The sequence below is a fragment of the Gordonia sp. LMA167 genome (genome assembly GCF_058130025.1).
Map to the genome: position 1 here is coordinate 691,959 of NZ_CM176708.1, position 25,114 is coordinate 717,072.

27 protein-coding genes and 1 pseudogene are annotated in these 25,114 nt (G+C 65.4%); 10 read left to right on the forward strand and 18 right to left on the reverse strand.

Going from position 1 to position 25,114, the window contains the following annotated elements; all coding sequences use genetic code 11:
• Positions 1 to 188: 188 nt before the first annotated feature.
• Positions 189 to 374 carry a hypothetical protein gene (locus ACVT6V_RS03135; protein ID WP_489898352.1) on the reverse strand — a complete coding sequence of 62 codons (186 nt, stop codon included), beginning with the start codon at positions 372 to 374 and terminating at the stop codon, positions 189 to 191.
• 30 nt (positions 375 to 404) lie between these two features.
• On the opposite strand from ACVT6V_RS03135, the gene ACVT6V_RS03140 reads away from it, so the two are divergent.
• The 4 genes from ACVT6V_RS03140 (at position 405) to ACVT6V_RS03155 (ending at position 3,471) form a co-directional block, all read left to right on the forward strand.
• Positions 405 to 1,067, forward strand: a complete 663-nt coding sequence (locus tag ACVT6V_RS03140) for an Ltp family lipoprotein (RefSeq protein ID WP_489898353.1) — start codon at positions 405 to 407, stop codon at positions 1,065 to 1,067.
• 95 nt (positions 1,068 to 1,162) lie between these two features.
• Positions 1,163 to 2,095, forward strand: coding sequence for a hypothetical protein (locus ACVT6V_RS03145; RefSeq protein WP_489898354.1), 933 nt, complete (start codon positions 1,163 to 1,165; stop codon positions 2,093 to 2,095).
• 26 nt (positions 2,096 to 2,121) lie between these two features.
• Positions 2,122 to 2,514, forward strand: coding sequence for a hypothetical protein (locus ACVT6V_RS03150; protein WP_489898355.1), 393 nt, complete (start codon positions 2,122 to 2,124; stop codon positions 2,512 to 2,514).
• Between the two features lie 543 nt (positions 2,515 to 3,057).
• Positions 3,058 to 3,471 (forward strand): hypothetical protein, encoded by a 414-nt coding sequence (locus ACVT6V_RS03155; protein ID WP_489898356.1) that lies wholly within the window; start codon positions 3,058 to 3,060, stop codon positions 3,469 to 3,471.
• A gap of 671 nt (positions 3,472 to 4,142) precedes the next feature.
• Here the strand turns inward: ACVT6V_RS03155 and ACVT6V_RS03160 are convergent.
• The 10 genes and pseudogenes from ACVT6V_RS03160 to ACVT6V_RS03205 form a co-directional block, all read right to left on the reverse strand.
• Entirely contained in the window at positions 4,143 to 4,907 is a 765-nt protein-coding gene (locus ACVT6V_RS03160) for a hypothetical protein (protein ID WP_489898357.1), read from the reverse strand.
• Between the two features lie 221 nt (positions 4,908 to 5,128).
• Positions 5,129 to 6,376: a TY-Chap domain-containing protein gene (locus ACVT6V_RS03165; protein WP_489898358.1), complete on the reverse strand. Its 1,248-nt coding sequence runs from the start codon at positions 6,374 to 6,376 to the stop codon at positions 5,129 to 5,131.
• A 150-nt stretch (positions 6,377 to 6,526) separates the two neighbouring features.
• A pseudogene (locus ACVT6V_RS03170) lies at positions 6,527 to 6,808 on the reverse strand (hypothetical protein); the annotation flags it as partial.
• Positions 6,809 to 7,051, reverse strand: coding sequence for a hypothetical protein (locus tag ACVT6V_RS03175; protein WP_489898359.1), 243 nt, complete (start codon positions 7,049 to 7,051; stop codon positions 6,809 to 6,811). It abuts the pseudogene before it with no gap.
• Between the two features lie 252 nt (positions 7,052 to 7,303).
• Positions 7,304 to 7,771 (reverse strand): hypothetical protein, encoded by a 468-nt coding sequence (locus tag ACVT6V_RS03180; protein WP_489898360.1) that lies wholly within the window; start codon positions 7,769 to 7,771, stop codon positions 7,304 to 7,306.
• Positions 7,772 to 8,215: 444 nt separating this feature from the next.
• Positions 8,216 to 8,608, reverse strand: a complete 393-nt coding sequence (locus ACVT6V_RS03185; protein ID WP_489898361.1) for a type II toxin-antitoxin system VapC family toxin — start codon at positions 8,606 to 8,608, stop codon at positions 8,216 to 8,218.
• Positions 8,609 to 8,611: 3 nt separating this feature from the next.
• Positions 8,612 to 8,875, reverse strand: coding sequence for a type II toxin-antitoxin system Phd/YefM family antitoxin (locus tag ACVT6V_RS03190; RefSeq protein ID WP_489898362.1), 264 nt, complete (start codon positions 8,873 to 8,875; stop codon positions 8,612 to 8,614).
• Between the two features lie 44 nt (positions 8,876 to 8,919).
• Positions 8,920 to 9,336 carry a hypothetical protein gene (locus ACVT6V_RS03195; protein ID WP_489898363.1) on the reverse strand — a complete coding sequence of 139 codons (417 nt, stop codon included), beginning with the start codon at positions 9,334 to 9,336 and terminating at the stop codon, positions 8,920 to 8,922.
• Between the two features lie 583 nt (positions 9,337 to 9,919).
• Positions 9,920 to 10,813 carry a hypothetical protein gene (locus tag ACVT6V_RS03200; RefSeq protein WP_489898364.1) on the reverse strand — a complete coding sequence of 298 codons (894 nt, stop codon included), beginning with the start codon at positions 10,811 to 10,813 and terminating at the stop codon, positions 9,920 to 9,922.
• 129 nt (positions 10,814 to 10,942) lie between these two features.
• Positions 10,943 to 11,962 carry a DMT family transporter gene (locus tag ACVT6V_RS03205; RefSeq protein WP_489898365.1) on the reverse strand — a complete coding sequence of 340 codons (1,020 nt, stop codon included), beginning with the start codon at positions 11,960 to 11,962 and terminating at the stop codon, positions 10,943 to 10,945.
• A 36-nt stretch (positions 11,963 to 11,998) separates the two neighbouring features.
• Between ACVT6V_RS03205 and ACVT6V_RS03210 the strand changes: the two genes are divergently transcribed.
• From ACVT6V_RS03210 to ACVT6V_RS03220, 3 genes are all read left to right on the forward strand, one after another.
• Positions 11,999 to 12,571 (forward strand): TetR/AcrR family transcriptional regulator, encoded by a 573-nt coding sequence (locus ACVT6V_RS03210; RefSeq protein WP_489898366.1) that lies wholly within the window; start codon positions 11,999 to 12,001, stop codon positions 12,569 to 12,571.
• Positions 12,572 to 12,639: 68 nt separating this feature from the next.
• Complete coding sequence (locus tag ACVT6V_RS03215; protein ID WP_489898367.1) at positions 12,640 to 13,860, forward strand: DUF6880 family protein; 1,221 nt, start codon at positions 12,640 to 12,642, stop codon at positions 13,858 to 13,860.
• A gap of 171 nt (positions 13,861 to 14,031) precedes the next feature.
• Positions 14,032 to 14,505, forward strand: coding sequence for a TY-Chap domain-containing protein (locus tag ACVT6V_RS03220; RefSeq protein ID WP_489898368.1), 474 nt, complete (start codon positions 14,032 to 14,034; stop codon positions 14,503 to 14,505).
• Positions 14,506 to 14,533: 28 nt separating this feature from the next.
• On the opposite strand, the gene ACVT6V_RS03225 is transcribed toward ACVT6V_RS03220, so the two are convergent.
• From ACVT6V_RS03225 to ACVT6V_RS03240, 4 genes are read right to left on the reverse strand one after another with little or no spacing between them, the layout of a single operon-like run.
• Positions 14,534 to 14,842 (reverse strand): DUF202 domain-containing protein, encoded by a 309-nt coding sequence (locus ACVT6V_RS03225; protein ID WP_489898369.1) that lies wholly within the window; start codon positions 14,840 to 14,842, stop codon positions 14,534 to 14,536.
• Positions 14,839 to 15,219 (reverse strand): YidH family protein, encoded by a 381-nt coding sequence (locus ACVT6V_RS03230; RefSeq protein WP_489898370.1) that lies wholly within the window; start codon positions 15,217 to 15,219, stop codon positions 14,839 to 14,841. Before ACVT6V_RS03230 ends, ACVT6V_RS03225 begins: the two co-directional genes overlap by 4 nt.
• A gap of 11 nt (positions 15,220 to 15,230) precedes the next feature.
• On the reverse strand, positions 15,231 to 17,126 hold the full coding sequence (locus tag ACVT6V_RS03235; protein ID WP_489898371.1) for an alkyl/aryl-sulfatase: 1,896 nt from the start codon (positions 17,124 to 17,126) through the stop codon (positions 15,231 to 15,233).
• A 53-nt stretch (positions 17,127 to 17,179) separates the two neighbouring features.
• Complete coding sequence (locus ACVT6V_RS03240; RefSeq protein ID WP_489898372.1) at positions 17,180 to 18,559, reverse strand: MFS transporter; 1,380 nt, start codon at positions 18,557 to 18,559, stop codon at positions 17,180 to 17,182.
• A gap of 251 nt (positions 18,560 to 18,810) precedes the next feature.
• Here ACVT6V_RS03240 and ACVT6V_RS03245 point away from each other — a divergent pair, with 251 nt between their 5' ends.
• Complete coding sequence (locus ACVT6V_RS03245; protein ID WP_489898373.1) at positions 18,811 to 20,070, forward strand: PucR family transcriptional regulator; 1,260 nt, start codon at positions 18,811 to 18,813, stop codon at positions 20,068 to 20,070.
• An 82-nt stretch (positions 20,071 to 20,152) separates the two neighbouring features.
• Here ACVT6V_RS03245 and ACVT6V_RS03250 read toward each other — a convergent pair whose 3' ends face one another.
• The 3 genes from ACVT6V_RS03250 to ACVT6V_RS03260 form a co-directional block, all read right to left on the reverse strand.
• Positions 20,153 to 21,436: a glycosyltransferase gene (locus tag ACVT6V_RS03250; protein WP_489898374.1), complete on the reverse strand. Its 1,284-nt coding sequence runs from the start codon at positions 21,434 to 21,436 to the stop codon at positions 20,153 to 20,155.
• A complete protein-coding gene (locus ACVT6V_RS03255; RefSeq protein ID WP_489898375.1) occupies positions 21,433 to 22,077 on the reverse strand; it encodes a TetR/AcrR family transcriptional regulator in 645 nt (214 codons plus the stop codon). Before ACVT6V_RS03255 ends, ACVT6V_RS03250 begins: the two co-directional genes overlap by 4 nt.
• A gap of 68 nt (positions 22,078 to 22,145) precedes the next feature.
• Complete coding sequence (locus ACVT6V_RS03260) at positions 22,146 to 22,907, reverse strand: DUF8548 family protein (RefSeq protein ID WP_489898376.1); 762 nt, start codon at positions 22,905 to 22,907, stop codon at positions 22,146 to 22,148.
• Between the two features lie 318 nt (positions 22,908 to 23,225).
• Here ACVT6V_RS03260 and ACVT6V_RS03265 point away from each other — a divergent pair, with 318 nt between their 5' ends.
• The gene (locus ACVT6V_RS03265; RefSeq protein WP_489898377.1) at positions 23,226 to 24,212 is read left to right on the forward strand and encodes a GmrSD restriction endonuclease domain-containing protein; all 987 of its coding nucleotides are present in this window, start codon (positions 23,226 to 23,228) and stop codon (positions 24,210 to 24,212) included.
• Between the two features lie 583 nt (positions 24,213 to 24,795).
• A complete protein-coding gene (locus tag ACVT6V_RS03270; RefSeq protein ID WP_489898378.1) occupies positions 24,796 to 25,074 on the forward strand; it encodes a hypothetical protein in 279 nt (92 codons plus the stop codon).
• Positions 25,075 to 25,114: the final 40 nt, after the last annotated feature.

The following is a 25,114-nucleotide window of genomic DNA, read 5'->3' on the forward strand; positions in this document are numbered from 1 at the left end:
CAGACACGGGCGGCGCCCGGCCGGTGGACTCTGCGCAACGATCTCGACGACGGCACTCGCTCAGTGCAGCACCGAGGTGTCGACTCGGCAAGTGTTGCGCACTCGATCTGCCCTATCCCGCTGACCTGCCGTCGGCGTATCAGCCGCCCATTCTTGTCGGACCCTCCTCCTAGTCTGTGATCAGCACGTCAGAGATCGCAGTGATCATCACCATTGCCGCCGATCCCATGAACGTCGACGTCACGGTCCGCGTGGCGGCTGTCACCAAACTCTTGTTCTGCGGTGATAATCACGCGCACAACCATGTTCGGATCAGCGCCATCTCGACGCTGAGGACGAGCTGCTGAGCGGCAAGCGATCACCCGATCGCCCATCAGCACATCGAAAACTACGAAAGGTCAACGATGACAGAGCACAACAACGACCTGCCCACCGCGCAGTGGGAACCGCCGACGACGCCCGAGGGCAAGAAGGGGTGGAGTCGTCGCAGAAAGATCGTCGTCGGCGGTATCGCTGCCTTCGTCATCCTGGGCGGCATCGGCGCCGCCATGGGTGGCGGATCGGACACCGAAACGAAGGAGGTCAGCGCCTCCCCGACCAGCGCCTCCGCCACCAACCCGGCCGACGTGCCGGCCGTGCAGCAGGATGCCGTCGCCCAGGTTCCCGCCGCCGCGACCCCGGCCGTCGAAACGTCTGCCGCCGAGGCACCGGCGCCGGTGACCCAGCAGGCTCCGCCCGCCCCGAGTCTGACCAGCAGCCAGAAGAATGCCGTCCGCGCCGGTAAGGCGTACCTGGACATGACCGGCATGTCCAAGCAGGGACTGATCGGCCAGCTCAGCTCGGATGCCGGGGACGGATTTTCCATGGCGGACGCCACCGTCGCGGTCAACTACATCGAGCAGCAGGGCGATGTGGACTGGAATGAGGAAGCCGTGCAGGCGGGCAAGGCGTATCTGGATATGACCGGCATGTCACGCTCAGGCCTGATCGATCAGCTGACCTCGGATGCCGGTGACCAGTTCACCGTCGAGCAGGCGACCTACGCCGCCGACCAGCTCGGCCTGTAGTCGAGCAGGCCAGTTCGGCTCCGCGTCTGGATCGCCGATCTGTGTCATACCCCTCTCCTACGCTGGTCACCAGCACGTTCACAGATCGGAGCCCCATGACCGTCATCGCAGGCCCCAAGGCCATCGACTTCTCGTTCCCCGATGTGGATGATGACGCCGTTTTGCGCATCACCTTCCATCGGACCTTGCGGGTGCCCGACGACGCCACCACCTACGGGCTGCCGCCGAGCCTCGGTGCTCTCGACATCCGCTCCACCCGCGAGATCGACGCGGCAGGCACCTCGGGATCAGATGCGGTACTCCCCTTGTGGCAATCCGAGGCAACGTGGATCGACTTCACCGCACCCGAGGGGTATCCGTTTCTGGTCAAGGTCGGTGTCGGCGGGATCAACGCGGTCACCGGTGACAAGTACTCGCCGCAGCCGGACTTTCAGACAGAGGACTACTTCGAGGTGCCCACCCAGCCGTGGCTGGACGGGTTCCGGGTCAACGCGACCACCGTGCGCCAGTTCGTCGCGATGCCGCTAGGCGACGGCTACTCGGCCGCCGAACAACTCACCGGCGCCGACGACGGTCTCGTCCGGTTCTCGGTCGTCCCGCTGAAGGCCGACGTGTGGGCGGAGCGGCCGAAGTTGCACAATGTCATGGAGATCTGCGCTGCGGTGCCGACCGGCATGGGTCTCGGTGCGGGCGGAGCCATTGAGCAGTCGATCGCCACGCCGATCGAACCCCGGGAGAACTGGACTCTGGAAGCACGTTCCGAAGTTCGGCTGCAGCTCGTCAATTCGACTGTGTGGCAATCACTCACCGGTGAACTGCCGCACCGTGAACCGCTGACCATCGAGGAGTACAGCCGCCACGGATACCCGTGGTTCCAGTGGTACGACGACCCACTCGCACGCCAGGGCGACAGCGCGTTCAACGGTGTGAAGACCGTGCGCCAGATCGGCGAGGAGAAGGGCGCGAATCCGTTGCCCGACAACACAAGCTTCACCCCGCCCACACCGCACATCGTCGGCGGCGTCTGAGCACGCGGTCACGAGAGGAGAGGCCGATGCCGAGTCATGGATGGGAGTTCTGGCGTCTCGTGAACGTCCAGAACGGTGCGCTGGAGTGGCTGGCGGCGACCAAACCGTCCGCCCGAGCGACGATCGATCAACGCAAGGTGTGGACGCTGATCCCGAACCGGTCCATCTTCATCGCCAACTGGTTCGTCACCGAAGATCATCATCGCGATGCCGACTTCATCTGGACGCACGAGAACATCGACGTCGTCGAAGCACGCCAGGTCGCGCTGGAGGTTCCGGACATCGATGCCGACCAGTTGGCTCGCATCACCAGTCCCACAGCCGAATTGACGCTCGAGCAGATCGACCGATATCCGGTGGTGAAGCTGCTGGGCAAGCGGGTTGCGGAGGGGTTGAGTTCGCGGCGGGTGAAGGAGTAGTGGTCTCGTCCATGGCTTTATGGTACGAAGCAGCGTTCGTTCGGTCCGCGGCGTAGCATCTGCTGTGAGTCTTTGACCTATCTAATTGCTGCGCTACAAGCGATCAGGACCTTGGGCCCGGTTTGACGGGACCTTGGACTCAATTCTCCGCGAATTTGTAATGCCATCTTCCGGCTCATCGATAAGAGTTGTGAACGCTGTCATTCGATATCAAATGCTGGGACCTACCAGTGGCCGTCGAGGGCTCCGTTCGTGGCCGCGGTGTATCACGCGCTCGGTTCCCGACGAACTGAATCACACACAAGTACAACGTATTTCAGTCGCGTCGAGTCGACGAACACGTACCTGCACTTGTCGATCAGATCTTGCTGCACGCCAGGATGCCCCAGCCGTGTTCGGCAAAGCAGTGGGGACACGACACGTTCGGCGATCTGGTGCCGCGGCAGCCGCATCGAATGGGTCGGTGGGGCATCGATCGGGCTAGGTCGACCCAATCGTCCTTCAAGCGGACTACCGACCGGCCAACAGCAGAGAGATAGAGAGATGACAACCAACACCATGCCGGTCAAGCAGAAGAACCTCCTCTGGGGTCTGGGTGGCACGTTCATGATCCTGCTCGTCCTGGTGTTCATCGGGATCGGTATCGCCGTAGCTCACAGCAGTGACAGCAGCAGCGGTGACACCAGCGTTTCCACCAGCAGCAGCACGTTCACCTATCCGATTTCCGTGCGACAGCAGGGCGGCTACGCCATCGACTCGGTGCTCGGCAATGTCAGCCCGTACGCGATGACGCCGCAACAGTTCGCGCACGTCGTGCAGTCGACTCTCATGGGCATCCTCGCACGGAACGGTTATGCCAACACGGACTACAGCGCCGACCAGTTCGCCAAGGAGATCATCCGGGGTGCGCAGGTCACGCCGGAATGGGCCGACTATTACTACGAAGGTGCGCAGTGACCATCGCACAAGCCCTCATCATTCTGTTCACCAGCCGTAAGGCAATCCAACACCAGATCACGCCCTCGCCGTGCACGCCGACGAGTTCGTGCGATGACGAAGTTCCGAACCGGTCAAGCCGGCGACGTCCATTCTCTCGATGGGTGCCATCCCCGGGGTCGGCCGGGTCTGGCGTCGGAAGAAGGGCGACCACGCCCAGCCTGAGGGCACCGGCACTGCACCGAGGATGAGCCGTTCAACGCCGCACGGCGGATTCCACCCACCTCACATCGAGCAAAGTGGAGCCGCAGCCGATAATCCCAATGGGTGAGCGCGTCGCCTGGGCGCGTACATTTGTGCTCTTCAGCTGTGCTGCAAATCATCACCTGGAGGGCAACGCGACCAACCATGATTCGTCTCGGTCGCGGCGGATGCGCATTGTGTAAGCGCCACAGGCGGTTCGATCAGGCCGAGCCGCCTGATCGGGCAGGCCGGTATCGTCGGCTTCAACCCTCGCAGCGCACGTAATCCCTGGGCAGTGCGACGCCAGCTCGGTGTCAACTTCATCGTGTTCGGCTGTCTCTGAATTCGGGCAATCGCGTGAACGGTCGCCACAGTTCGTCGGATGCTCGGAAACTGACCCGACAAGACCACCATTTTGCGGCGCGCCGCGGCCAATTCGATAACCATGGTCACGGGCGAGCGGTGATCGGTATGACCAACTGAACGGTCTCGCCGACGTGCACATCGGGAGGCCGGACAGTCAGCATCGCCTCGATCTCGGCTGGGCTCGTATGCCGCCCCTGCGCATGCCACCGCTGCAGTTGCTGGATGGTGGATGCCAGCGTGTTGAAGTCAATGTTGTACGGGCGATGCATAAGTCGACGCGGCCGCCTCGACGACCCTGTCGTCGTGAACTCGATGGCAGGAACACCGTTTCTCAGCACGACGACATTCACAGTCGTGAGACCGAACTCGAACCCGTCACCGTTCCCGAACTCGACACCACCCTGCCAGAGGGTCAACGGCCCGCGGTCTCGGTAACTGACGACAAGAAGGACCGGGACGAGCGCCACACCCATCACCGCCGGAACGAACATTCGCCCGGCGCCTCCGTACCCGGCGAAAGGCGCGGCGATCATCCCGCCACACATCATCGCCATCATGACTGTGATCTGGAGCACCCCATTCCGGTGCAAAGGTTGCCGGTAGACGTCGACGTGGTCGTCCCGTCGTACGAGCTTCGTTCGCAACGGAATCCATGTGGCGATCGGCAGCCAGGCCATCGAGAGCGCTGAGAACGCCATGATCGGCATCGACATCGCCATGGACAACGCACACATGGCGACGGCAAAACCGAGCAGAACAATCGTCGCTTCACGGGACGGGCGATAAACGAAATCGCTGTGCTTCGTCCAGCGGAATGTGTACCTGCTCGTGGCAGGGCCTACCTCCACGATTGCTCCTGCGGCAAGGCATGCGCGGCACCGGAGACTGACAGGGCGAGAGCGGAACTCAAGTGGACTCTCGCCCTGACACCGAATGAGTCCACGCGGTACACGCCATGACACTTGCCCACATCCACCCCCGAACGGCGCTTACTCGCAGACATGGTGCCATAGCGGCTGCGCCCAGCGCCGAACTGGTCGTTCACTCGACGTACACGGGACACGCGGGCTCACCGTCCCCGCCGCATTTCCCGGCCCACGTTGAGCTCCGCGGCCGCCCCGATCGCAGCAAGCAGTAACGGTAGGAACCGTTGCACCTCGTGCCGTTGCGGTGGCGTTGGAGCAACGTCCGGACAGCCGTTGGCCACCTCGCCCTCGGGCCAGTACTCGAGCCACTCGTCGCAGGTGTGCGCATATCGGCGCAGCATCGGCGCGTTGGCCTTGGTGCGTCGCGCGATCGCATCGGGCGTGAGCGCGCACGGGTTGGCGGCGAATTCCTTGATCAGCTCGACCAGACCGTGGGGCATCTGCCCATATGGCGGCCCGAACTGGCCGGTTGTCTCCGGATGGAGTTGTTCGATGATGTCGACCGCACCCGCGCTGCAGAACTCGTGCCACGCCTTCATCGCCGCCAGCAGGTTCGTGGGAAAGAAGGTGGCGAACTCCAGCGCCCGCACGGCGAAGACGTGGTCTTTGGTGACCACGATCGAGATGTCCGGCCAGCGCGATGAGTGCTCGGCGATCACCGCGCCGATCAGTTCCATGTCGGGGGTGCGGTGTCCGACGATGGTGCAGAATTCGAGGCGCATCGCGTGCGGGGAGACCAGCAGCTTGGTCTCGAGTCGGTTGTCGTCGTCGAAGCGGATCTTCCGGTCGATGATCTCGATGTTCTGACCAGAGGTGGTCGCCAGGGTCTCGCGGACCATCTCCAGCAGGTGCTCGGCGTCGTCGGGCATGATCCCGGGAGTGGGACTGCCGCTGAGGGTGATCACCATTTCCTTCGGCTTTGCGGTTGTTCTGCGCGCCTTGGCTTCCGGGCCGAAGGGATCGTGCAGATGAAGGAACGACGGGTGCATGATCTCCCACACGTCTCGCAGCGCGTCGGCCGAGACGGCCGCGAGGTCGCCGACGCTGCGCTTGCCGGCCTCGCGAATGTACCTGCCCGAGCGTAACTGTCGCCAACCCAGCCGAGTCAGCGCGGTGCGCTGTGCTCGTGCGACCGCCATCTGTTCTCGTGGCCAGAAGTTGGTGAGGGCCAGGTCCCCGACGGTGCACCGAATCCGTCCCGAGCCGGTCACCGTGAAGATCAGCAACGCACGACCGGTGCGACCCGATTCGCTCACCTCCACGAACTCGCCGCGTGCCAGCGTCGCCAACTTCATTACGAGACGCTCATTGAACTCGCGCCATGCGGCGCGCACACTTTCATCGAATCCGGCGTCACCGGTCATTGCACCCTCCCCTGTGCTGGCGGTCATCGGCGATGACCCTGTGACAGGCACGGTAGGGATGGTGACCGACACGCTTCGCCGGCTGGACAGGGTTATCCACAGGGGTGCCGATCTCGTCAACGGTCAGGCCCAGAGTACAACGACTACTGGTTCTGCACCGTCACCCGATGATCGCGGTCATTGTTCCCGCCCAAGGGTTTTCGCCAGCGGGGCAAGCGCATCCAGGTAGATCGAGGCCAGCATGTCCGACTCGTCGGCGGTATTGCGCATGCGGTCGGCCTGGGAGCTGTCCCACTGCGCGTCGACCTCGTTCTCGAATTCGTCGATCGCGCTGACCCGGTCGAGCCATTCCCGCTTGTCCTGACGATGTTGGATGCTGGCCACGATCTGCTGGTACTCGGCCAGCGCGCCGAGCCGTTCGACGAGCCCATCGAGTCGCCGGGACAACAAGAGTGCCTTTCAGAGAAAGGCACTGATCACCGACCACACGAACAGCGCAATACCCGAAACGGCAATACCCGCCGCGATGGCGCGCCGCGCGGGCCCCGCCTTTACCAGCACGCATGCGCCGATAACGGCGACAACAACACCTATGGCGATACCGCCATCGCCGAATGCCAGCGCTGACGATAGCGGTGCGAGCATCACAACCCCAGCGATGATGAGCAGATAGGCCAACACCACTCCCAGAATGAACTGCAAGGACCTCTTGAGCCTTGCCGAGGTTTTTGCCAACCGTGATCGTGGCGTCGCCATCAGATGTATCCCGTACTCGAGGGGGGCGACGCGGGAAGGCGATTGGTGAGATTGTCCGCGAAGGACCGCCACACCGTTCCCGACGCCCCGGCGACACCTGGAACCGCCGTTACTCCCCGAACGGGTCCCCAAGCGTCGACTCGGAGATCCCATAGGTCACCGGACACCGGGAGGAACTGAAACGTGATAAAGCGGCCGTCACCCTTCGACATGACCAAGCCGCGACTCGATTGCGAACCCGTTGTCGTCCACGTCCGTGATGGTGACGGGTTGCGGAACATCAACACCTGGAACAGCATCGAGACTGCACTGTTTGCCGGCAAAGACGGCGGGACCACAGCCTGTGAACGGGAAGTACGTATCGAAATGTGACGTGACCTCTCTCGTGATCGCTGCAGGAGTCCAGTTCTGCGACGCACGAAAAGTGTAAGTCTTCTGATAACTTCCGTATCCGCCGGGCGACACCGGGAGGTCGGCCGGCACAGCATCGGCATCAAGAAGCTCCCGCAGCCTGTCCACGACCTTCGCTACGCGCTGCGCTGCAAGCTGATCCGCCTCTGACAGAGCGCCGACCCGAGAAGCGATGAACTCGGCAATGCCCACCTCGCCCGGGTGGGTGTCGACGTAGGCGCCGACAGCGGCGTGGCGCTCGGCAACCAGCGCCATCGCGGAAGTCGTTCCGTCCCGCGCCGACGACGCCCGACGGATGTGGGGAGTCGAGAACAACATCTACCAACTGGGTCACCGCGGGTACACGGCTGTCGCCGGCGGTGTCGGCGACAGCCGTGTACACCTTCATGCGTGACCTCGTGGCGGGCGACTATGCGGTGCCCTGGGAGGCCGAGGTCGAACATGTCGACGGTACCGGGGCGGGGTGGGGCGCGCCGGAGAGTGTGCGGGCGAGGTGCGGGGCGGCTCTCTGGTTGCGCGATGAGCGAACACCATCTTTCGGCGGGCGACTCCTCCTCTACGAGGACCGAACGCGCGCCTCGAATGGCTGTCATAGTCAGACAAGGTCAGAGCGAGAGCATTTAGCGCCGAGGTGGATTCACGCTGATCATGCTCTGGTTCTCGGCGTGGTGCGCACGGTGGGCATCGCGACCTACAAGGTCAGTTCGGCGCAATGACAGGCATGCCGTGCGCACGTGCTGCATCAGCCATCCGGTCGTCGTAGGTGACGACTCCTTCGAGATCATCACCGAGCTCGAGCGCGACCGTCAGGTGTAGAGCGTCGAGGGTGCGGAGGATGGACGGATCGAGGTGACCTGCGGCGTCGAAGATCCGGGTCGACACGGGAATCAGGGTGATCGAGTCAAGGGTCGCCCGTGCCTGTTGGACGCGGTCAGCTGCGGTGCGCCGAACAGCTCTGAGTAGCTCCGTACGAGCAAGATCGGCCGAAACCAGCTCGACCCTGTTGTCGGTGATCCAGCCAAACAATGCCGGTGACTCAAGCTCGCGGACGACCATCTTGACGAGCGCTGAAGTATCGATGTACCAGGCCAAGGCTCAATACCGTTCGGCGTCTCGCATGGCTGCGAGTTCGCGTGACAACGGAGGGCCGACCTCGGGGATTGGGAGCTGCGATATGTCCCGTCGAGGTGGACGGGCGGCGCCCGCAGCGATCAGACGTTGTAACGGCGACGTCGGGATCGGAGTCAACTGGGCTACGGGCCGTCCTCGATCGGTGATAACCACCGTCTCGCCAGCAGCAGCTTCAGCAACCACTGCCGACGCGTTTTGCTTGAGGGCACGGATGCCTACTTCCGACATGTGCTACACCGTAGTACATAGTGCTCTCTCGGCGCGAGACACTTCTAGTGCCCTTTCGCGAGATCGCGCCGGCCCTCACGAGGCATCTCCGGCCGAAGCCAGGCGTGCTCAAGCTTACGAATCTGATTCTTCGCAGATGTCGCAGTGATTGCGATGCCGAAGCTGGCGTGGAACAGCTTGGGTTCCATAGGCAGGGCGACCGCGATCGTCGCGGCCACGATTCCTGCGCGCCACCCCGGAGAACTAAACGAACCGGCGGCAGCGATCAGCATGAACGCGATGGTCAGATGCGCGGCAAACAGACTGACGGGTACTCGAGTTGCTCTTGGGACGCCATGTTGGTGTTGAAGGGCGAGATAGAGCGCGACAGCGGCTCCAGCAGTCAAATGAATAGCCAGAATGTCGATTCGCGCAAAGGCAATTGTCGTGGCAGGGCTGGCAGCCAGGTTGGCCGCGAGCAAGAATCTGCAGATTTGCAATCTCCGAGCAGACGGAGTCACCAGGTAATCCGAGTCGAGGGTGACCGCCCGCCTGAACTGTGCGTTTCGGCTGGTATCCCCGTCCAGTCGGTACAAAGTGTAAACCGACACGAGGACAGACACCGACACCAGCGGGAGCGAAGGCCACGGACTCGGCGAGAATTGGAGGCAAGCATATGTAAAGGCGGCGACCGTGATCCACGTCGGTGTAGTCACCAAGCAGAAGGAGACCACCGCGACAAGCCACGATGCCTGCGACCTGGATCTACCAAGGCACGCGGGTACGCCGCGCGCTTGGTGAATGGGGTACAGCTCTGTAGCGACCTGACCGATCATGCCGAGCTGCTCGCCTCTGTGGAGTACATCGTCGACATGTATCAGGTCTGTCGGACACGAGCGCGCGGTCGTGATGCGCATTCCGAAAGAATGGCAACCTCTAGCTAGTCGGATGACCAGACACGTCGGGTCGGCGGGCTGCTTCACAATCGAACTTTGCACAGACGACCTCCTGCGCAGGCGCAGCGATTTCTCTCGGAGGTGACAGACATTCACACGTCAGTGCCGGTCATTGTCCCCGCCCAAGGGTTTTCGCCAGCGGGGCAAGCGCATCCAGGTAGATCGAGGCCAGCATGTCCGACTCGTCGGCGGTATTGCGCATGCGGTCGGCCTCGGAGCTGTCCCACTGCGCGTCGACCTCGTTCTCGAATTCGTCGATGGCGCTGACCCGGTCGAGCCATTCCCGCTTGTCCTGACGATGTTGGATGCTGGCCACGATCTGCTGGTACTCGGCCAGCGCGCCGACCCGTTCGACGAGCCCATCGAGTCGCCGGGACAACAGCAGCGCCTTGGCGGTGTAGGTGTCGACCACCTCGTCGTCGGTGCTCAGATCCGCGGGAGCGTCACCCAGGATGTCGATCTGGTGGCGGACGTTGGCGGCCGACGTCGTGAGCGCGGTGACCTCGGCCCCGAGATCCACGCGCACGCCATGCCGATCGAAGAAGTCCAGCTGCCAGGCCGGGTAGTCGCTCACCCGGTCGGCAACCAGGCCCGCCGTGATGGCGATCTGCCCTACCGAGTCGTTGCGGAGCCGGTCGGGGTCTTCGGTGCCACCGTCGGAGTTCTGATGCCAGCAGTCGAGCGCGAGCTGCCGGTAGCGATGCGACTCGGCGGGTTCGGCGCGCTCCTGGATCGCGCGACACCGCGACCACCGGCGGGCCCGCGCCGCCCGCAGGTCGTCGGCCAGCTGCCCGAGTGGGTCGTCCGGCGAGGCATCGTCGTCCGGATCGGTGTCCGCAGGCGGCAGGGCTGGTTGCTGCGGAGTGGACGATCCGACCCGCCGGACCAGGTCACCGACACCCGTGGCCAGCGACTTCACACCGTTGACGATCATCGAGCCGATCACGACCAGCGCAACCGCGATCGCCGCCGCAACGACGACAATCACGAGGAGCTTGATCACTTCTCCAGTACAGCACGATCGACGAGCTCACCGATGCGTGGAAGGTGAGGCGACACCTGGTGATGCGGCGAGCCCGAGAGCGCGCCTCGGCCCGCGACACGTGATGGGACCACCGAGCCATACCCTCACTTACGCCCGACAATGACCTGCAGTCGAACGCCGGAAAGAGACCTCCGCCCCCTGATCGATGCCGGAATCCTTCACGAGTTCACCGGATTCCTCCGTTCGCGCCGCCGGCTCGGTCCGCGCCGACCGCTTGACCACCCACGTCGCGCCCAGCGCCATCGCCAATCCGAGAGCCGTTGTGACGGTGAAGGGTTCGCCGTACATGACCCCTCCCCACACCGCCGTGACCGGCGGCATCAGGAACAACAGCGAGTTCACCGAGGTGACACCCACCCGGGCGAGCATCACCCAGTACAGGCCGTAGCCGCCGACGGTCGACACGAACATCAGCCACGCGACCGCCATCCAGAAGCTCCCCGCCATCGGCGGTATCGCCTCGCCGGTCGCCACACACGCCACCGCGAAGAACACCGCCGACGTCCCGCAATGGATGGCCAGCGCCAGCATCTGTGGCGGTGTGGCGGGTGCGCGTCGGTCCAGGAAAGTCGCCGCCACCAGCGCGGCCATGCCGCCCAGCGGTACGAGGTAGGCCCACCACGGCGCGTGCGCGCCCGAGGCGGTCGCATCCGTGCCGGTCACCACCAGCACGCCCGCCGCGCCGACGAGCAGCCCCCACCACTGCCGCCCGAGGGTGACCGCACCCAGGATCGGCCCGGCGAGCGCGGCGACCACCAGTGGTTGTATCCCATCGACCAACGCGGTCGTCCCGGTGCTGACGCCCAGCGCGATCGCCCAGTACACGGTGCCTGTGTAGCCCGCCTGCGACAGCACGCCTATCGCCATCTGGATACCCCACTGGCGCAACGACATCGACGGTATCGCCGCGCGCCGTCGCTTCACCCCGAAGACCACTCCGAGCACCACGGCGATCAGCATGAACCGCCACATCAGCACAGTCTGTGGTGGGGCGTCGGCGGCGCCGAGCTTGGCGCCGATGAATCCCGACGACCAGCACACGACGAACAACGCGGACAGCACGGGTGTCACCCAGCCCGCAGGTATACCGATCGGTGAAGTTCGCATGTAAGCGACTTTACCGATCGGTGTAGTATTTGCAAGGTGAGTACCGAAGTCGAGTGGACCCCCAAGGCCCGGGTGATCCTGACCGCGGCATCCGACTTGTTCTACGAGCACGGCATCCACGCGGTGGGAGTCGAGTCGATCGCCGCGGAGGCCGGGGTCACCAAACGCACCCTGTATGACCGGTTCGGGTCGAAGGAACAGCTGGTGGTCGAGTACCTGCGGGCCCGCGACGCACAATGGCGTGAGTACCTGCAGGACCGCCTGGACGCGGCCGGCCCGTCGCCGGAGCGCCGGTTGGCCGCGGTGTTCGACGCCGGGCGGGACTGGATGGCCGAGCGCGGACACAAGGGCTGCAGCATGATCAACGCACACGCCGAGATCAGCGACCCCACCCATCCGGCCTATCCGGTCATCGTCGGACAGAAGCAGTGGATGTTAGGGCTGTTCGCCGGTATCGCGGCCGATGCCGGCCACCCGGACCCCCACGCACTGGCCGAGCGTCTGCTGCTGGTACACGAGGGAGCGTTGGTGACGTCGGGGATGGGGGTCACCGCGGACGCGTTCGACCTCGCGCGGGACATGGCGGTGGAGTTGCTCGGGCGGGCGTGAGTCGCCCTGTCCGCACTGACTCGACCAGCCCCGGCCAGGTGAGACGCCCATTGGTCACAATGGTGAACATGACCCAACTCGCCGACGACGCACTCCCTCTGATCCGGACGCGGGCCGACCTGCACACCTGGCGGGCATCCAACGCGCATGGCGCCCGGATGCAGGACGCAGTCGCCATCTTGCAGGAGGCGGCAGGGCACGGTGATCCCGCCGAGGTCTTCGACGTCACGCAGAAAGCGATCGCGTCGGCGCAGAAGGTGATCATGCGTGCCGACGACTCCAGCGGAATCATGGGCGACGCCATTCGCAGCCTATTGGCGCTACACGCCGATCTCTCCGGTCCGGCGCTCGTCTCGCCGGCCAAACTGGTCGACTGGATGATCAAGTTCCAGTTCCACAATGACTGCGACTTCTTCACCATCGACCCGGTGGGCTACGCGCAGGCGCTGGCCGACGTCGGGATGCAGCGCTATCGTCAGCGACTCGACGACATCCGGGCGAGTTTGCCACCGGAGCCGGAGGGTTGGCACGACCCCGACCGCCATACCCGATTCCTGTTGGCGTACAACGACGGTCGTCTCGCGATCTTCTACCGGGATATCGACGCGGTCATCCGCACGCACGCCCGCGACCAGCAGCGGGCCGTCTGGTTGGAGGACACCGCGCAGGCACTCGCCGAGATCGACGAATACGACCTGGCGATCGAGTGGGCACAACGCGCCACCGAGCACGACACGGGACATCAGGCGTTGGCGGCGTCGTCAACATGGTGTGACCTGGTGGCCGCGCATCGGCCGGACGATCTGCTCAACGTCAGCCTCGAGGTGTTCCGGCGGTGGCCGACGTCGGCCACCGCCGCGCGTCTCTATGCCGCCGCCGGCGACGAGTGGGCCGCCGTGTCCGACGAAGTGACCACGGCGCTCGACGACGACCCACGTCAGGCGGTCCTGTTCACCCTCACCACACTGCGCGATCCGCACCGCGCGTGGGAGCAGGCGCAAGCCCTGTCTCTGACCGACGGGGCGCTGTGGCTCGATCTCATCAAGGCATACGAGAAGATCGACCCGCTCGCCGTGCTGGGCCCCATCACCGAGCTGGCTTACGCCGAGCTCGAGCACACGGGGGTCAGCCACTACAAGGCCGCCGCCCGGCTCCTCAAACGAATGCGGAAGCTGGCCAAAGGTACCGACCGGGCCGACAACGTCGACACCTTCATCGCAGAATTGCGGGACGACCATCGTAACCGGCCGCGAATGCAAGCCGAGTTCGACAAGGCAGGCCTGCCCTGACACTGGCGGTGGTCGATCAGCCTGTCGATGGCTCCGAACAACTCTCGAATGTCTCTGCGCTGATCGCCGCCCCGGATCGGCGACATCGCACATCAGCAGAACATGTCGGACCCCGCTCGTATCTTCGTTGTCATCGGCAGCTGCCGGTCCGCCCACCGACCAAGGAGGACCATGACCACCGAGGCCTACGACGACTACGAGTTCGACGGAGTCGGCGGATACGAGGACCAGATCGCCGAATCCTGGCGCGAGTTCACCGAAGATCTCGCCGCGCGTCTCGGCGATCTGCGATTCGGGTCGTTCGAGTTCATCGATCTGGCCCATCCCGTCGGCAACCGCGACCAGCTCCTCGTCGCCTTCCGGGCCAACCGCGCCGGTCGCATCCGCGCCACGGTGCCCAAGAGTGCCCTGGTCGGCTCACACCAACCCGAGTGGGAACAAACGCAGCGAACGTTCGAGGCGCTCGACTGGCGACACTTGTCCCGCAAGGACGAATTCATCCGGGAGTTCGGCCGCAAACAGCTGTACCGGGCCGCGGTCCAGACCATCACCCTGCTGCGGGGGCAATGGGGTGTCACCCATCCGTCGTTCCTGACGCTCACCGACCCGATCAACAGCGTGCACCCGTTCTCGCTGACCGGGTAGGCGCAGAGCTCGGCAGCCGCGCCGCCGTCTACCCGGCCAGCACCGTCACCCCGACACACCCGATCCCCGCCGCGATCAGCATCAGCATCCCCGACGACGCCTCCTCGCCACACCGGGGATCGACCCGGTATCGCCGCGCCCGTTGCGCCATGCCACCGCACAACGCGTCCACGACAACAACACTCAGTACGACCGCCACCGCATGCGCAGCGGTGTGATGGCCCAACAATGCCCGACTGCACAGCAACAGAACCCCAGTTGCGGTCAATGTTGTTCGGCGCCAAGCCAAGAGCGTGCGCTCCGGCTGCAGGCCGGGATCGCGGTGGGTCGTCGTCACAGGATCACGACCACCACGCACACCAGCGCGATGGCGCACACTCCCCCGACGGTGACACGGACGATGGTGGCCGGCGGCAGCGGGTCACTGCGCCGCATCGCCGCCTGCAGCCGGCGCCACCGGTAGAACGCGCCCAACGACAGCACGGTGGCCACCACCACGCACGTCACCGCGAGGACCGAGTGATCGACATTGCCTGTGCCGCCGCCGATCAACTCCTCGGCGGCGACACCGGCGGCCAGCAACGCGAGGGCGGTGCGTATCCAGGCGAGGAAGGTGCGCTCGTTGGCCAGGGTGAACCGGTAGTCTGGCTCGGTATCCGGCACCGGGCCCTGGGTCGTGTCGTCGAACGTGATGCCTTCGCCTGCCCCCGACATCGCCCGCGACCTCACGGGGTGACGATGTTGAACGACCGGCTGAACGTGTCCAGCAGGGCGAACAGGTCGTACGCGAGCGCCTCGTCCCCCGACAGTTCCACCATCCCGGCCGAGACCGCGTCGGCGAGCTGCACGGCGCCGAGTGCCAAACCGGTCAGGGCCGGCTTGGTCAGTCGCATCGTAGCGTCGGCGTCGGAGTCGGGCTGAGCGGGCGTGCAGTTGAGCACCCCATGGGTCAGCTCGGCGTGCCATGTGTCGCCGATGTCGGAAACATCAAGCAGCAGAGTGAACTTGCGGCCACTGGCCTTCGGGCCGTTGACCCGGATGGCGAGGTAGTCGAGCAGCATGTCGACGGTCATCGCACCGACGACCTCGTTGGCACCCAACGCCGACTCGTCGGTATGCACGCCCTGGCGCAGATCCTGCGCGCCGGTCAGGTAGAAGTTGCGCCACGGCGCCGACTCACTCTGGTAGCCGAGCTGTTCGAGCGCATCGGCCTGCAGTTCGCGTGCGGCGGTGTTGTCCGGGTCGGCGAACACCACATGATTGACCACCTGCGCCACCCAACGGTAGTCGCCGTCGTCAAATGCGCTGCGCGCCTTGCGGAGCACTTCGTCGGCGCCGCCCATGAACTCGACATACCGCTTGCCCGTCTCGACCGGCGCATGCGGATGCAGAGTGGCCGGGTTGGCGTCGAACCAGCCCAGGTACTTCTGGTACACGCCCTTGACGTTGTGGTTGAGCGACCCGTAGTAGCCGCGGGCCGCCCAGGAGGTGGCGAGTCCTTCGGGCAGTTCGATCATCTCGGCGATCTCGACCATCGTGTGCCCGTGTGCGGCCAGCCGCAGTGTCTCGTCGTGCATGTAGCGGTAGAGGTCGCGCTGCTCGGCGAGCAGGTCGCAGATCGCGTCGGAGCCCCACACCGGCCACTGGTGGCAGATGAACATCACGTCGGAGATGGCACCGTAGCGCTGCAGTGCCTCGTCGAGGTAGCGGCTCCAGCCCAACGAGTCACGCACCTGCGCGCCGCGCAGCGTGTACAGGTTGTGCATGTGGTGAGACACGTTCTCGGCCAAGCAGAGTGCGCGCATGTCGGGCAGGTAGAAGTGCATCTCTGCGGGCGCTTCGGAGTCCGGGGTGTACTGGAATTCGAACCGAACGCCGTCGAGCACCAGTTCCTGACCGCTGCCGGAGATCACGTCGGTGGGTTGGAGCAGGCTCATCTGTCCCTGTGACAGCGCGATGCCCAGACCGGTGGACACCACACCACTGTCGCTGACCGGCAGGTTCTGTCCGTACATGTACTGCGCCCGGCGGATCATGGCGTTGCCGGCGTACACGTTCTCGCTGACGGCGTGCTCGAGGAAGCCGAGCGGCGCGACGATCCGCACGGCGCCGCTGGTCACGTCGTCGTTGGAGATGATGCCCTTGACGCCACCGAAGTGGTCGGCGTGGCTGTGGGTGTAGATGATCGCGTGGATCGGTTTGTGGCCGAGGTTCTCGTACGCCAGCTCCATTGCGGCGCGCGCGCATTCGACGGAGGTGAGCGGGTCGACGACGATGTAGCCGGTGTCACCTTCGATGATGGTCATGTTGGAGATGTCGAAGCCGCGGAGCTGGTAGATGCGCTCGGCGACCTTGAACAGGCCGTGTGCGGTGTGCAGCTGGGACATCCGCCACAGGCTGGGGTTGACGGTCGCGGGGGCCTCATCCTGCAGGAAGGCGAAGCGTTCCAGATCCCACACGATGCGGCCGGTGTCGTCGGTGATCACCATCGGGTCCAGGGTGGCGATGAAGCCGCGGTGGGCGTCGTCGAAGGCCCGTCGATCTTCGAAGGGCAGGGCGTCGAGGACGGCCTCGTTGACGGCGGCAGTGTGGGAGGTGGCGGGTTTGCTGGTGTGAGACACAAGTTCTCCGTTCAAGGGTCAGATGTGGGGAAGGGTGCGGTGTGAGCGGTGGGTCAGGCCGGGCGGGCGGCGGCCGCGAGTCGGGCGGCGTCTCGGTCCGGGCTGATCAGGGTCACGGCGAACAGTCCGCCGACGATCACGATGGCGCCGGTGAGCGCGAAGACTGCCGTGTATCCGGACGTGGGGTCGCTCCCGGCGCGGTCGATGAGGACACCGGCGACGTACGGCGCGATGACGCCCGCCAGTGAGTAGACGGCGACGAACGCTCCGAGGACGGCGCCGCGCTGCCCGACGGGTGCGATCTGCCCACAGGCCACGGCGCCCGCGGCGAACGCCACGCCGCACAGGCCGAGCCCGATGGACAGGAAGATGATGATCGCGCCGTTGCCGTGGACAGCCATCGCCAGCAGGATGCAGATACCCGAGACCACGGCGATGGCGCCGGGCAGCACACCGCGAGCCCATCGGCTCGAGACGCCCTTGCGCATCAGGCGTTGGGTGCCGAAACCTTGTGCGAGCAAACCGATCACTCCGACGATCCACGGAAGCGCGGTGAGAGTTCCGGTGGTCGCCTTGCTGTATCCGAGGTCGTCGGTCAGGTAGGCAGGCACCCAGGCGATCAGCAGTGCCACCGCCCAATACCCGGCGAATGCGCTCAGCGCGCAGCCGATCCAGGTCCGCGAGCCCAGGATCTTCCGCAGCGGCACGTGCACACGATCGACGGGGCGGACGGCGTCGTCGGCGGTGGCAGTGGTCGTGTGCACATCGATCGGGCCGTCACGGCCGACCATCAGCCACACCGCACTCCACACCACGCCGACGACCGCGACGGCGATGAACGCCGAGCGCCAGCCGTGGGCGGCGATCAGCCAGGACAGCGTCGGTGCGCCGACGATCACGCCCAGCGACGTCGCAACCGTCAGCCATGCCGTCGGCATGCTGCGATCGGCGTCCTTGAACCACTTGTGCACGGCGTGCTGCGCCACGCCGAACGCCGGACCTTCCGCGGCACCGAGCACCACGCGGGAGGCCAGGATGACCAGGAATCCCGCCGGGCCGATGACCGGCAGCATCGCGGCCGACCAGATCAGCGCCAGGACCAGCAGCACCCTGCGGGTGCTGAAGCGGTCGGCGAGATGGCCGATGACCAGCGCGGACAGGCTGAACAGCAGGAAGAAGGCACTCGAGATGGTGCCGTACTGCTGGGCGGTGAGCCCGAACTCCGCGCGAATACTCGTGGCGGCCAGACCCAGCACCGCCTTGTCGGCGAAGTTGATCATCATGAGGATCATCAACATCGCGGTGATCACCCAGGCACGGGCGCCGCCGATGGTCATCGCTCGGCGATCGGTGCGGCCGCGCCGGTCCGGCTGCGCAGGCTCGGGAGTGAGCGTCGCCGTCGTACTGGGTGGACGGGTGGTCGATTGGTCCATCGTGTTTCCTTGCGTGTTCTCGTGGTCGCGCCTGGGGATCGGCGCCCGGGAGGTGGGGCAGCGGGTACGCACCGACGCCGGCGCTTCGGGGCTGTTCGGTGGCGCAAGCTGTACGGCGACATCATCGTGGTTCACATCACAATTTCTGCTACGTCTCCACGGTAAGGTGGGCTATCGCCCATCGCAATGGCGCGCCGGCACAGGAAGCTCCGCATTTGGATGTGCGATCGCACAAGAGTGGGAGGACGGAGATGACCGCGCTGACGCCAACCCCACCACCGGAGGGGATCGACGATCTGATCAATCGGTTGCAGGGTCGTGCGGCTGAGATCGTCAAGCATTCGGATTGGGCGACGTCCGAGGCGCTCCGCGCCCTGCCGCCGGAGATCCGGTTCACCGAGGTGCCGTGGGTGGCGCGGACGAACATGGTGGCGATCTTCCGGGCGCTACGCGCGAATGCCACACCCAGCGACGACGACCTGCGGCCGGCGCGAGCGATCGCCGTGCAGCGCGCCGACGAGGGTGTGCCGCTGTCAGTGGTGATCCGGAATTGGCAACGCGGATTCGAAGGCTTCTGGGCCGAGGCGACAGTGGTCGCCCGACCCGATGAGACCGACCAGATGGCCTACCTGGGCACCGCGCTGATCGCGCTGTTCGGTACCTACTCCGCGACCCTCGTCGATGCCTATGAACAGGAAAAGGTCATCCTCGACAGCGAGAAGAGCAGTGCCGGGCACCTCGTGGCGCGCATGATCCTCGACGGGCAGGAAGCCCGCCCCTATGCCGACCGCTTTCGGATCGCACTGGCCGAGGCGTACCACGTGCTGGCGTTGGAGATCTCGTCGACACCGGACGAACTCATCGAGGATGCGACCGGGCGGCTGGTGGCCGGACGTCGGAAGATGCGCAAGATCCTCTCGCTGCCCGAGTTCCATCGCACCAACCAGACGCTGACCACGCTGGGCCCGGCGGGCGGGCACCTGCTCATGCCGGTGGACTCGGATGGTCGGTCGTCGGCACAGGAAGTCGCCGAAGAGTTGGTCGAACGCATCCGGTCATCGGTGGACGTCCCGATCCGGGCCGGGCTGGTGCAGGACGTGCCCATCACGGACGTGCCGTCGGCGGGGAGGTTGGCGTCGGGGGTGCTGCGACTGTCGGCGGGACACCACGCCGAACGCGTCATCTATCGGCTCGCCGACGTCGCACTCCCCTACCAGCTGACGCGGCCGAGCCCGGCCGGCACTCATATCCGCCGCGTGCTGGAGCCCATCGAACCGTTCCCCGAACTCGTCGAATTCCTCGAGCACTACCTGCGCTGCGACATGGACCGCGCCCGCACCGCTCGGACGCTCGGCGTCCATCCGAACACAGTCAACAACCGGCTCCACAAGGTGGCGTCGTTGAGCGGGATCGACCCGAGTGGGTTCGAGGGCGTCATGGCGTTCGGGGCGGCATTGGCGGTCGCACGGGCGGAGTCAGGTGGGGTGCGGGGGGCGGACGCCACGTCCTGAGGAGACTCGCGGCTCACTCCGTCGGGAGGTGGGCGAAGAAGGCGTCGATGTCACACCAGGTAGCGTTCGGCCCGTCGCACCGTCACGGCCGCGTCGCAGACCTCGGGGTGTCGAGCAGGGCCTCGACAATGCGGGTTGCGGCGCCCGCGCCGTCTTCGGCAGTGATCATCGACGACATGCGTCCCGCGGCCTTCCGGTACCCCGAACTGTCCACGGCCACCGCGGTCAGGGCCCCGACGAGTTCGTCGACGTTCGCCGTGGCACGTGCGATCGGTGTTGGGGCACAGCCGAGTTGATGCAAGCGCTGCGCCCAGAACGGCTGGTCCATGATGCCCGGGAGCGCCACGCTGGGAATGCCGGCACGCAGGGTGGCGGCGGTGGTTCCGGCACCGCAATGATGCACGGCCGCGGCGACACGGGGGAACAGCCAGTGATGGGGAATCTCACCCACACTGCAGAGGTCGCGACCACCGTCGGTGTCGAGGTGGGCCCAGCCGTGCTGGATGACCGCCCGCTGACCGCTCGCACGAAGAGCCTCTGCGAGAAGGTGGCTCAGCTGTGCTCCGCTGCTGATCGCCGTGCTGCCCAGGCCGACGTAGATCGGCGGGGGACCGTCATCGAGAAAGTCCCGAAGATCCTGTGAGGGTTCGTATTCGACATCTTTGGTCGGCCACCAGTAACCGGTGACGTGGACGTGATCGGGCCAGTCAGCGGGCCGCGGAACCACATGCCTGCTGTATCCGTAGAGCTGCGGCCACACCTGTTGCTTGCGGCGCTGGTAGTTGCGCCGCGACTGATGCGGCAATCCCAGGCCGGCGCGCAGGTCGTCGACGAGCGGGGTGAACAGCTTCTCCCCCACGGCGGCGAGCTGCCAGGCGGCGCGGTTGCCGATCCGGCCGTAGGACCGTGTGCCCAGTGGTGGGGGCGCGAAATCACCGGTCGGACTGGATGGTTGCAGCATCAGCGCGGCGCTCGGCACGTCGAGGGCTTCGGCGACGTGCCAGCCGAGCAGGCCCCCGACGGGCCCTTCGCACAAGAGGAGATCGGCGTCCTCACCCGCTTGGGCCATGGCTTCGCCGACGCCGGCCAGGTCGTCGCGCATACCGGCCAGGGCGTCCTTGGAGGGCTTGAGTCGTCGACCGTCCACCATCGCCTGTCCATAGGTCGAGGCGCGGGTGTCCGCTTCGGTGTCACGGGGAAGCAACCGGAACTCGAATCCGGCGTCGGCGATCATCCGCCGATACGGATGTTGCGCGGCGATCGCCACCGCGGCCCCGAGGTCGTCGCGCAGACGCGCGGCCAGGCCGGTCAGCGGCGCGACATCGCCTGTCGTGCCGAACGCCAGGATCGTGATACGTGGACTCATCTGTGGGCTCCGATCGCGGTGAGGAAGAGGTCTCGGAGGGCGTCGGTGTGCGCGATGACGTCGTAGGTGTGGTCGCGGGACAGTTCGCTGACCGCGCCGTCGAGGCTGGCGCGCAGAATGTTCTTCAACACGGCGGGGTCGGCGGACGTGGTGAAATCGCCACCGCGGATGCCCTCGGCCAGGATCGTGACCGGATCGAGGAGCGCGAACTCCGGCGGCACCCCGTCCTGATCGACGGAGGATTGGATGGCTTGGTCGAACCGTCGACCGGCGCCGTCGCGGTACCCGATCGAGATCTCGTAGAGGGCGATCGCCTCGCGTCGATGTCCATCCAGGAATTCTCCGTTGGCGTCGATGTACGCCGTCAGTCGTGCCGTCGGGGATTCCGCGGCGACGACGCGCGGCACGATCACCGTCGCCGACGCCGTGAACACCGCTTCGACGATCGCGGCGACCAGCTCATCCTTTCCGCGAAAGTGATACAGCACAGCACTCTTCGCGATCTCGGCTCGTTCGGCGATCTTCGCGAGCGAGGCCGACGGATAGCCGACCTCGGCGATCAGCTCGACGGCGCACGACACGAGCTGTTGTCGGCGCGCTTCGTCGGCGAAGGTTCGCCCGCTCGGACTCTTTGACCGCATGGTCTAAATGTAGACCGAGTGGTCAGAGATGGCAATGGTCATCCCCAACGGGACGTTGAGCCAGCGTTTCAGCGACGGCCCGCGCGACTGGCCTGTCGACTGGACTCGAACAGCCACACACTGTGGTCGAAGGCGATCAGGTCCCAGCCCTGCCGTTCCGCGAGCGCCGCCATCAGCTCTGCGGCGTACGCCGTGTCCACAGAGCTTCGGTCGAGCGCGCGCGCAACGTATCGGGCGACCAGTCGGCTGACCCGCCCACCGGCAACGCCGGCGAGCATCAGGCCATAATCCCAGGCGATGCCGGTGCGTTGTCCAGGTGTCGCGCACCACGTCGTCTTCAGATCGGCGAGTCGCCCGTCGGCAGCGGCGACGCGCAGATCGTCGGTGGTGTTCACACCCTGGGCGACGAACCGTTCGGCCAGCTGCCACACCGCTTCCGCCTTGATCGGGGTGCCCGCCGTCGCCCGGCACTGATTTCCGATGCGGTAGGCCCAATTGTGATATCCACCAAGGACTTCGAATGTCGAGAGCAGGTCATCCAAGCTGTCGGTGTAAGCATCGCCACCACATTCGGCGCGGTAGGCGATGTAGCGGGCCACCACGTTCGCAGTCGACGTGTCGTACGCGCCGGCCGAGTAGACGGCATCGATCAGGCACAATGCCAATGACTTTCGATATCCGTCCGGAATGAACCAGAGGCCCGGGTCCTCAAGATCGGCCTCGACGCCGATCGCCAGCGCGATGAGATCCGCATCGCTTGGACGCGCCGACCCCGTCCGTGAGACCTCCAACGGACCGACCGTCCCTGGGATATCTGTCACTACGGTCACAGCGCCATCGCTGTTGCGGGCCGACATCGGATCACTCCTCGTTATGTACTATTTGGTTAGTTTAGGGGAGTGGGCCGGAAACCGATACGTGAGAATCGTCGCACTGCATAGGCTTTCCTCATCGCAGGGACGGTCGCAATCGCGTGCTCCTGCGACGGCTCTGTGCCGGACAACGGTTTTCGTCGCACAAGCGAATCGCCGGTACGAACCGCCGCTCTTTGAGACGTTCGGCCATCCGTGCTTGACTGGGTTGTTGTCGATCGCCGCCTGGAGACACTGTTGATGAGTTCGCCACTTGCCCCGCCCGTACGGTGCGCAATGAGATGGAAGGTCGGCAGCGCGCTGGCGGCGACACTGGTGGCGGTCGGCGTCAGCGGATGCGGGCCGGCCAACGACGGAGCGAGTCCGTCGGCCGCCGGCGGCTCGGTGTCATCGAGCGCCCCGCAGCCGGCACCGACGAACTCATCCGCCGCCCCCGCCCCATCGACGCCGCTCGCGCAGGCCGCCACTGCCGCATTGACCACACTGGAGACGCTCCCGGTCAAGGGCCGCGCACCCAAGACCGGTTACGAACGTGCCCAGTTCGGGCAGCCATGGTCGGACGATGTCACCGTCGCCGGCGGACACAACGGCTGCGACACCCGCAACGATCTGCTGAAATCCCTGGACGACCTGGTGATCAAGCCGGGTACCCACGGCTGCGTGGTGCTGTCGGGCACGTTGCATGACCCGTACACCGGTCGCGCCATCGCGTTCACCCGCGGCGAGGGCACGTCGAACGCCGTCCAGATCGATCACGTCGTCGCGCTGATGGACGCCTGGCAGAAGGGCGCACAGCAGTTGACTGCCGATGAACGCCGCGACCTGGCAAACGACCCGCGCAACCTGCAGCCCACCGACGGCCCGACCAACAGCCAGAAAGGTGCCGGCGATGCCGCCACCTGGCTGCCACCGAACAAGTCCTACCGCTGTACGTACGTTTCCCGGCAGATCGACGTCAAGGCCACCTACCGGCTCTGGGTGACCACCGCGGAGAAGTCGGCGATGCAGCGGGTGTTGACATCTTGTGGCGCAATGATTCCCGCGGCGGCAGCCACCTCTGGGCACACCGAGGGCACCGCGCCGCCCGCCCCACCGGTACAGACGCCGACCACCCCGCGTGACGTGGCCCCGGCGCCGGACGCGGGGGTGTACTACCGGAACTGTGCCGCGGTGCGGGCTGCCGGCGCCGCGCCGCTCCATCGGGGTCAACCCGGCTATGCCGCCCGGTTGGACGGCGACGGTGATGGGGTGGCGTGCGAGTGATGCGCAATGTCGGTCCGCGGGAGTCGGGACCTTCTGCCCAGTGACAGCCGGGACCTTTCCATCTAACCGGTGACGACCTTCGTCCTGACTTCCACAGTCCTGATAACGACGTCCAGTGCACTCGCGATATGGCCAGTGGATACGGTTTCCGTTCCCGATGAACGGATTTGGCGGATCACAGACGGAGCCCGGGTGACTCTGCGGATGAGGAGGATGCGCGTCCCATCCGACGACCCGCGCTCCTCCCCGACCCGCGCAACCCGCGATCGCGATTCACTTCCTGCATCTGGATCGCCGATCACGCTTTCTCACAACAGAACTGACTTCATCGGTGTCGTCTGAGCAGACCGGCTCCACCGACAGACATCATCAAACCTCGACCGGTCTCACCGTGCGCGCTCCGGAGAACTCACGCCATGACGTGACACCCGACGGGCGTGTCCGCATCTGAAGTGCGGACGACGATCGCCGGCAGACGGTGATGTCCCCAGTCTTTGATCGGCCCTTTCGCTGCGCCCATCCCCCGACCTCAGGGAGGTGAGCGTTGCGGATCGTCCGATCCGAAGAAGAGAAGGAGAAGAGTATGGCCAGAAAGATCGTGGCAGGCGTCGTCGGACTCGGCGCAGTCCTCGGGCTCGCCCTCGGCGTCGGGACGGCGTCGGCGGCGTACTGCGACCAGTCGTCGCAGGGGTGCGAGTCGTCCAAGCCGGCACCCGGTTCGGGCGCGGGTGCGTTCGGCGCGTTCGGCACCCAGGGTGACGTCAAGCACGACTTCCGGGGCGGTGCGAACGGCGCCCAGACCGGATACAACAACTCCCACCTGGTGGGCAACCCGCCGGTCGACCAGCGGTCGCTGAACTGATCGATCCGTCCACCCGCCACGGCCACCTCCCAGGGAGGTG

Bases quoted from the DNA above. Each gene is read 5' to 3' on its own strand.
- ACVT6V_RS03250 (WP_489898374.1), bottom strand. From the start codon at position 21,436: ATGAGTCCACGTATCACGATCCTGGCGTTCGGCACGACAGGCGATGTC.
- ACVT6V_RS03165 (WP_489898358.1), bottom strand. From the start codon at position 6,376: ATGACCGCCAGCACAGGGGAGGGTGCAATGACCGGTGACGCCGGATTC.
- ACVT6V_RS03140 (WP_489898353.1), top strand. From the start codon at position 405: ATGACAGAGCACAACAACGACCTGCCCACCGCGCAGTGGGAACCGCCG.
- ACVT6V_RS03265 (WP_489898377.1), top strand. From the start codon at position 23,226: ATGAGATGGAAGGTCGGCAGCGCGCTGGCGGCGACACTGGTGGCGGTC.
- ACVT6V_RS03155 (WP_489898356.1), top strand. From the start codon at position 3,058: ATGACAACCAACACCATGCCGGTCAAGCAGAAGAACCTCCTCTGGGGT.
- ACVT6V_RS03180 (WP_489898360.1), bottom strand. From the start codon at position 7,771: ATGGCGCTGGTTGCCGAGCGCCACGCCGCTGTCGGCGCCTACGTCGAC.
- ACVT6V_RS03215 (WP_489898367.1), top strand. From the start codon at position 12,640: ATGACCCAACTCGCCGACGACGCACTCCCTCTGATCCGGACGCGGGCC.
- ACVT6V_RS03255 (WP_489898375.1), bottom strand. From the start codon at position 22,077: ATGCGGTCAAAGAGTCCGAGCGGGCGAACCTTCGCCGACGAAGCGCGC.
- ACVT6V_RS03245 (WP_489898373.1), top strand. From the start codon at position 18,811: ATGACCGCGCTGACGCCAACCCCACCACCGGAGGGGATCGACGATCTG.
- ACVT6V_RS03135 (WP_489898352.1), bottom strand. From the start codon at position 374: ATGGGCGATCGGGTGATCGCTTGCCGCTCAGCAGCTCGTCCTCAGCGT.
- ACVT6V_RS03190 (WP_489898362.1), bottom strand. From the start codon at position 8,875: ATGTCGGAAGTAGGCATCCGTGCCCTCAAGCAAAACGCGTCGGCAGTG.
- ACVT6V_RS03150 (WP_489898355.1), top strand. From the start codon at position 2,122: ATGCCGAGTCATGGATGGGAGTTCTGGCGTCTCGTGAACGTCCAGAAC.
- ACVT6V_RS03270 (WP_489898378.1), top strand. From the start codon at position 24,796: ATGGCCAGAAAGATCGTGGCAGGCGTCGTCGGACTCGGCGCAGTCCTC.
- ACVT6V_RS03205 (WP_489898365.1), bottom strand. From the start codon at position 11,962: ATGCGAACTTCACCGATCGGTATACCTGCGGGCTGGGTGACACCCGTG.
- ACVT6V_RS03240 (WP_489898372.1), bottom strand. From the start codon at position 18,559: ATGGACCAATCGACCACCCGTCCACCCAGTACGACGGCGACGCTCACT.
- ACVT6V_RS03145 (WP_489898354.1), top strand. From the start codon at position 1,163: ATGACCGTCATCGCAGGCCCCAAGGCCATCGACTTCTCGTTCCCCGAT.
- ACVT6V_RS03230 (WP_489898370.1), bottom strand. From the start codon at position 15,219: ATGTCGGGGGCAGGCGAAGGCATCACGTTCGACGACACGACCCAGGGC.
- ACVT6V_RS03220 (WP_489898368.1), top strand. From the start codon at position 14,032: ATGACCACCGAGGCCTACGACGACTACGAGTTCGACGGAGTCGGCGGA.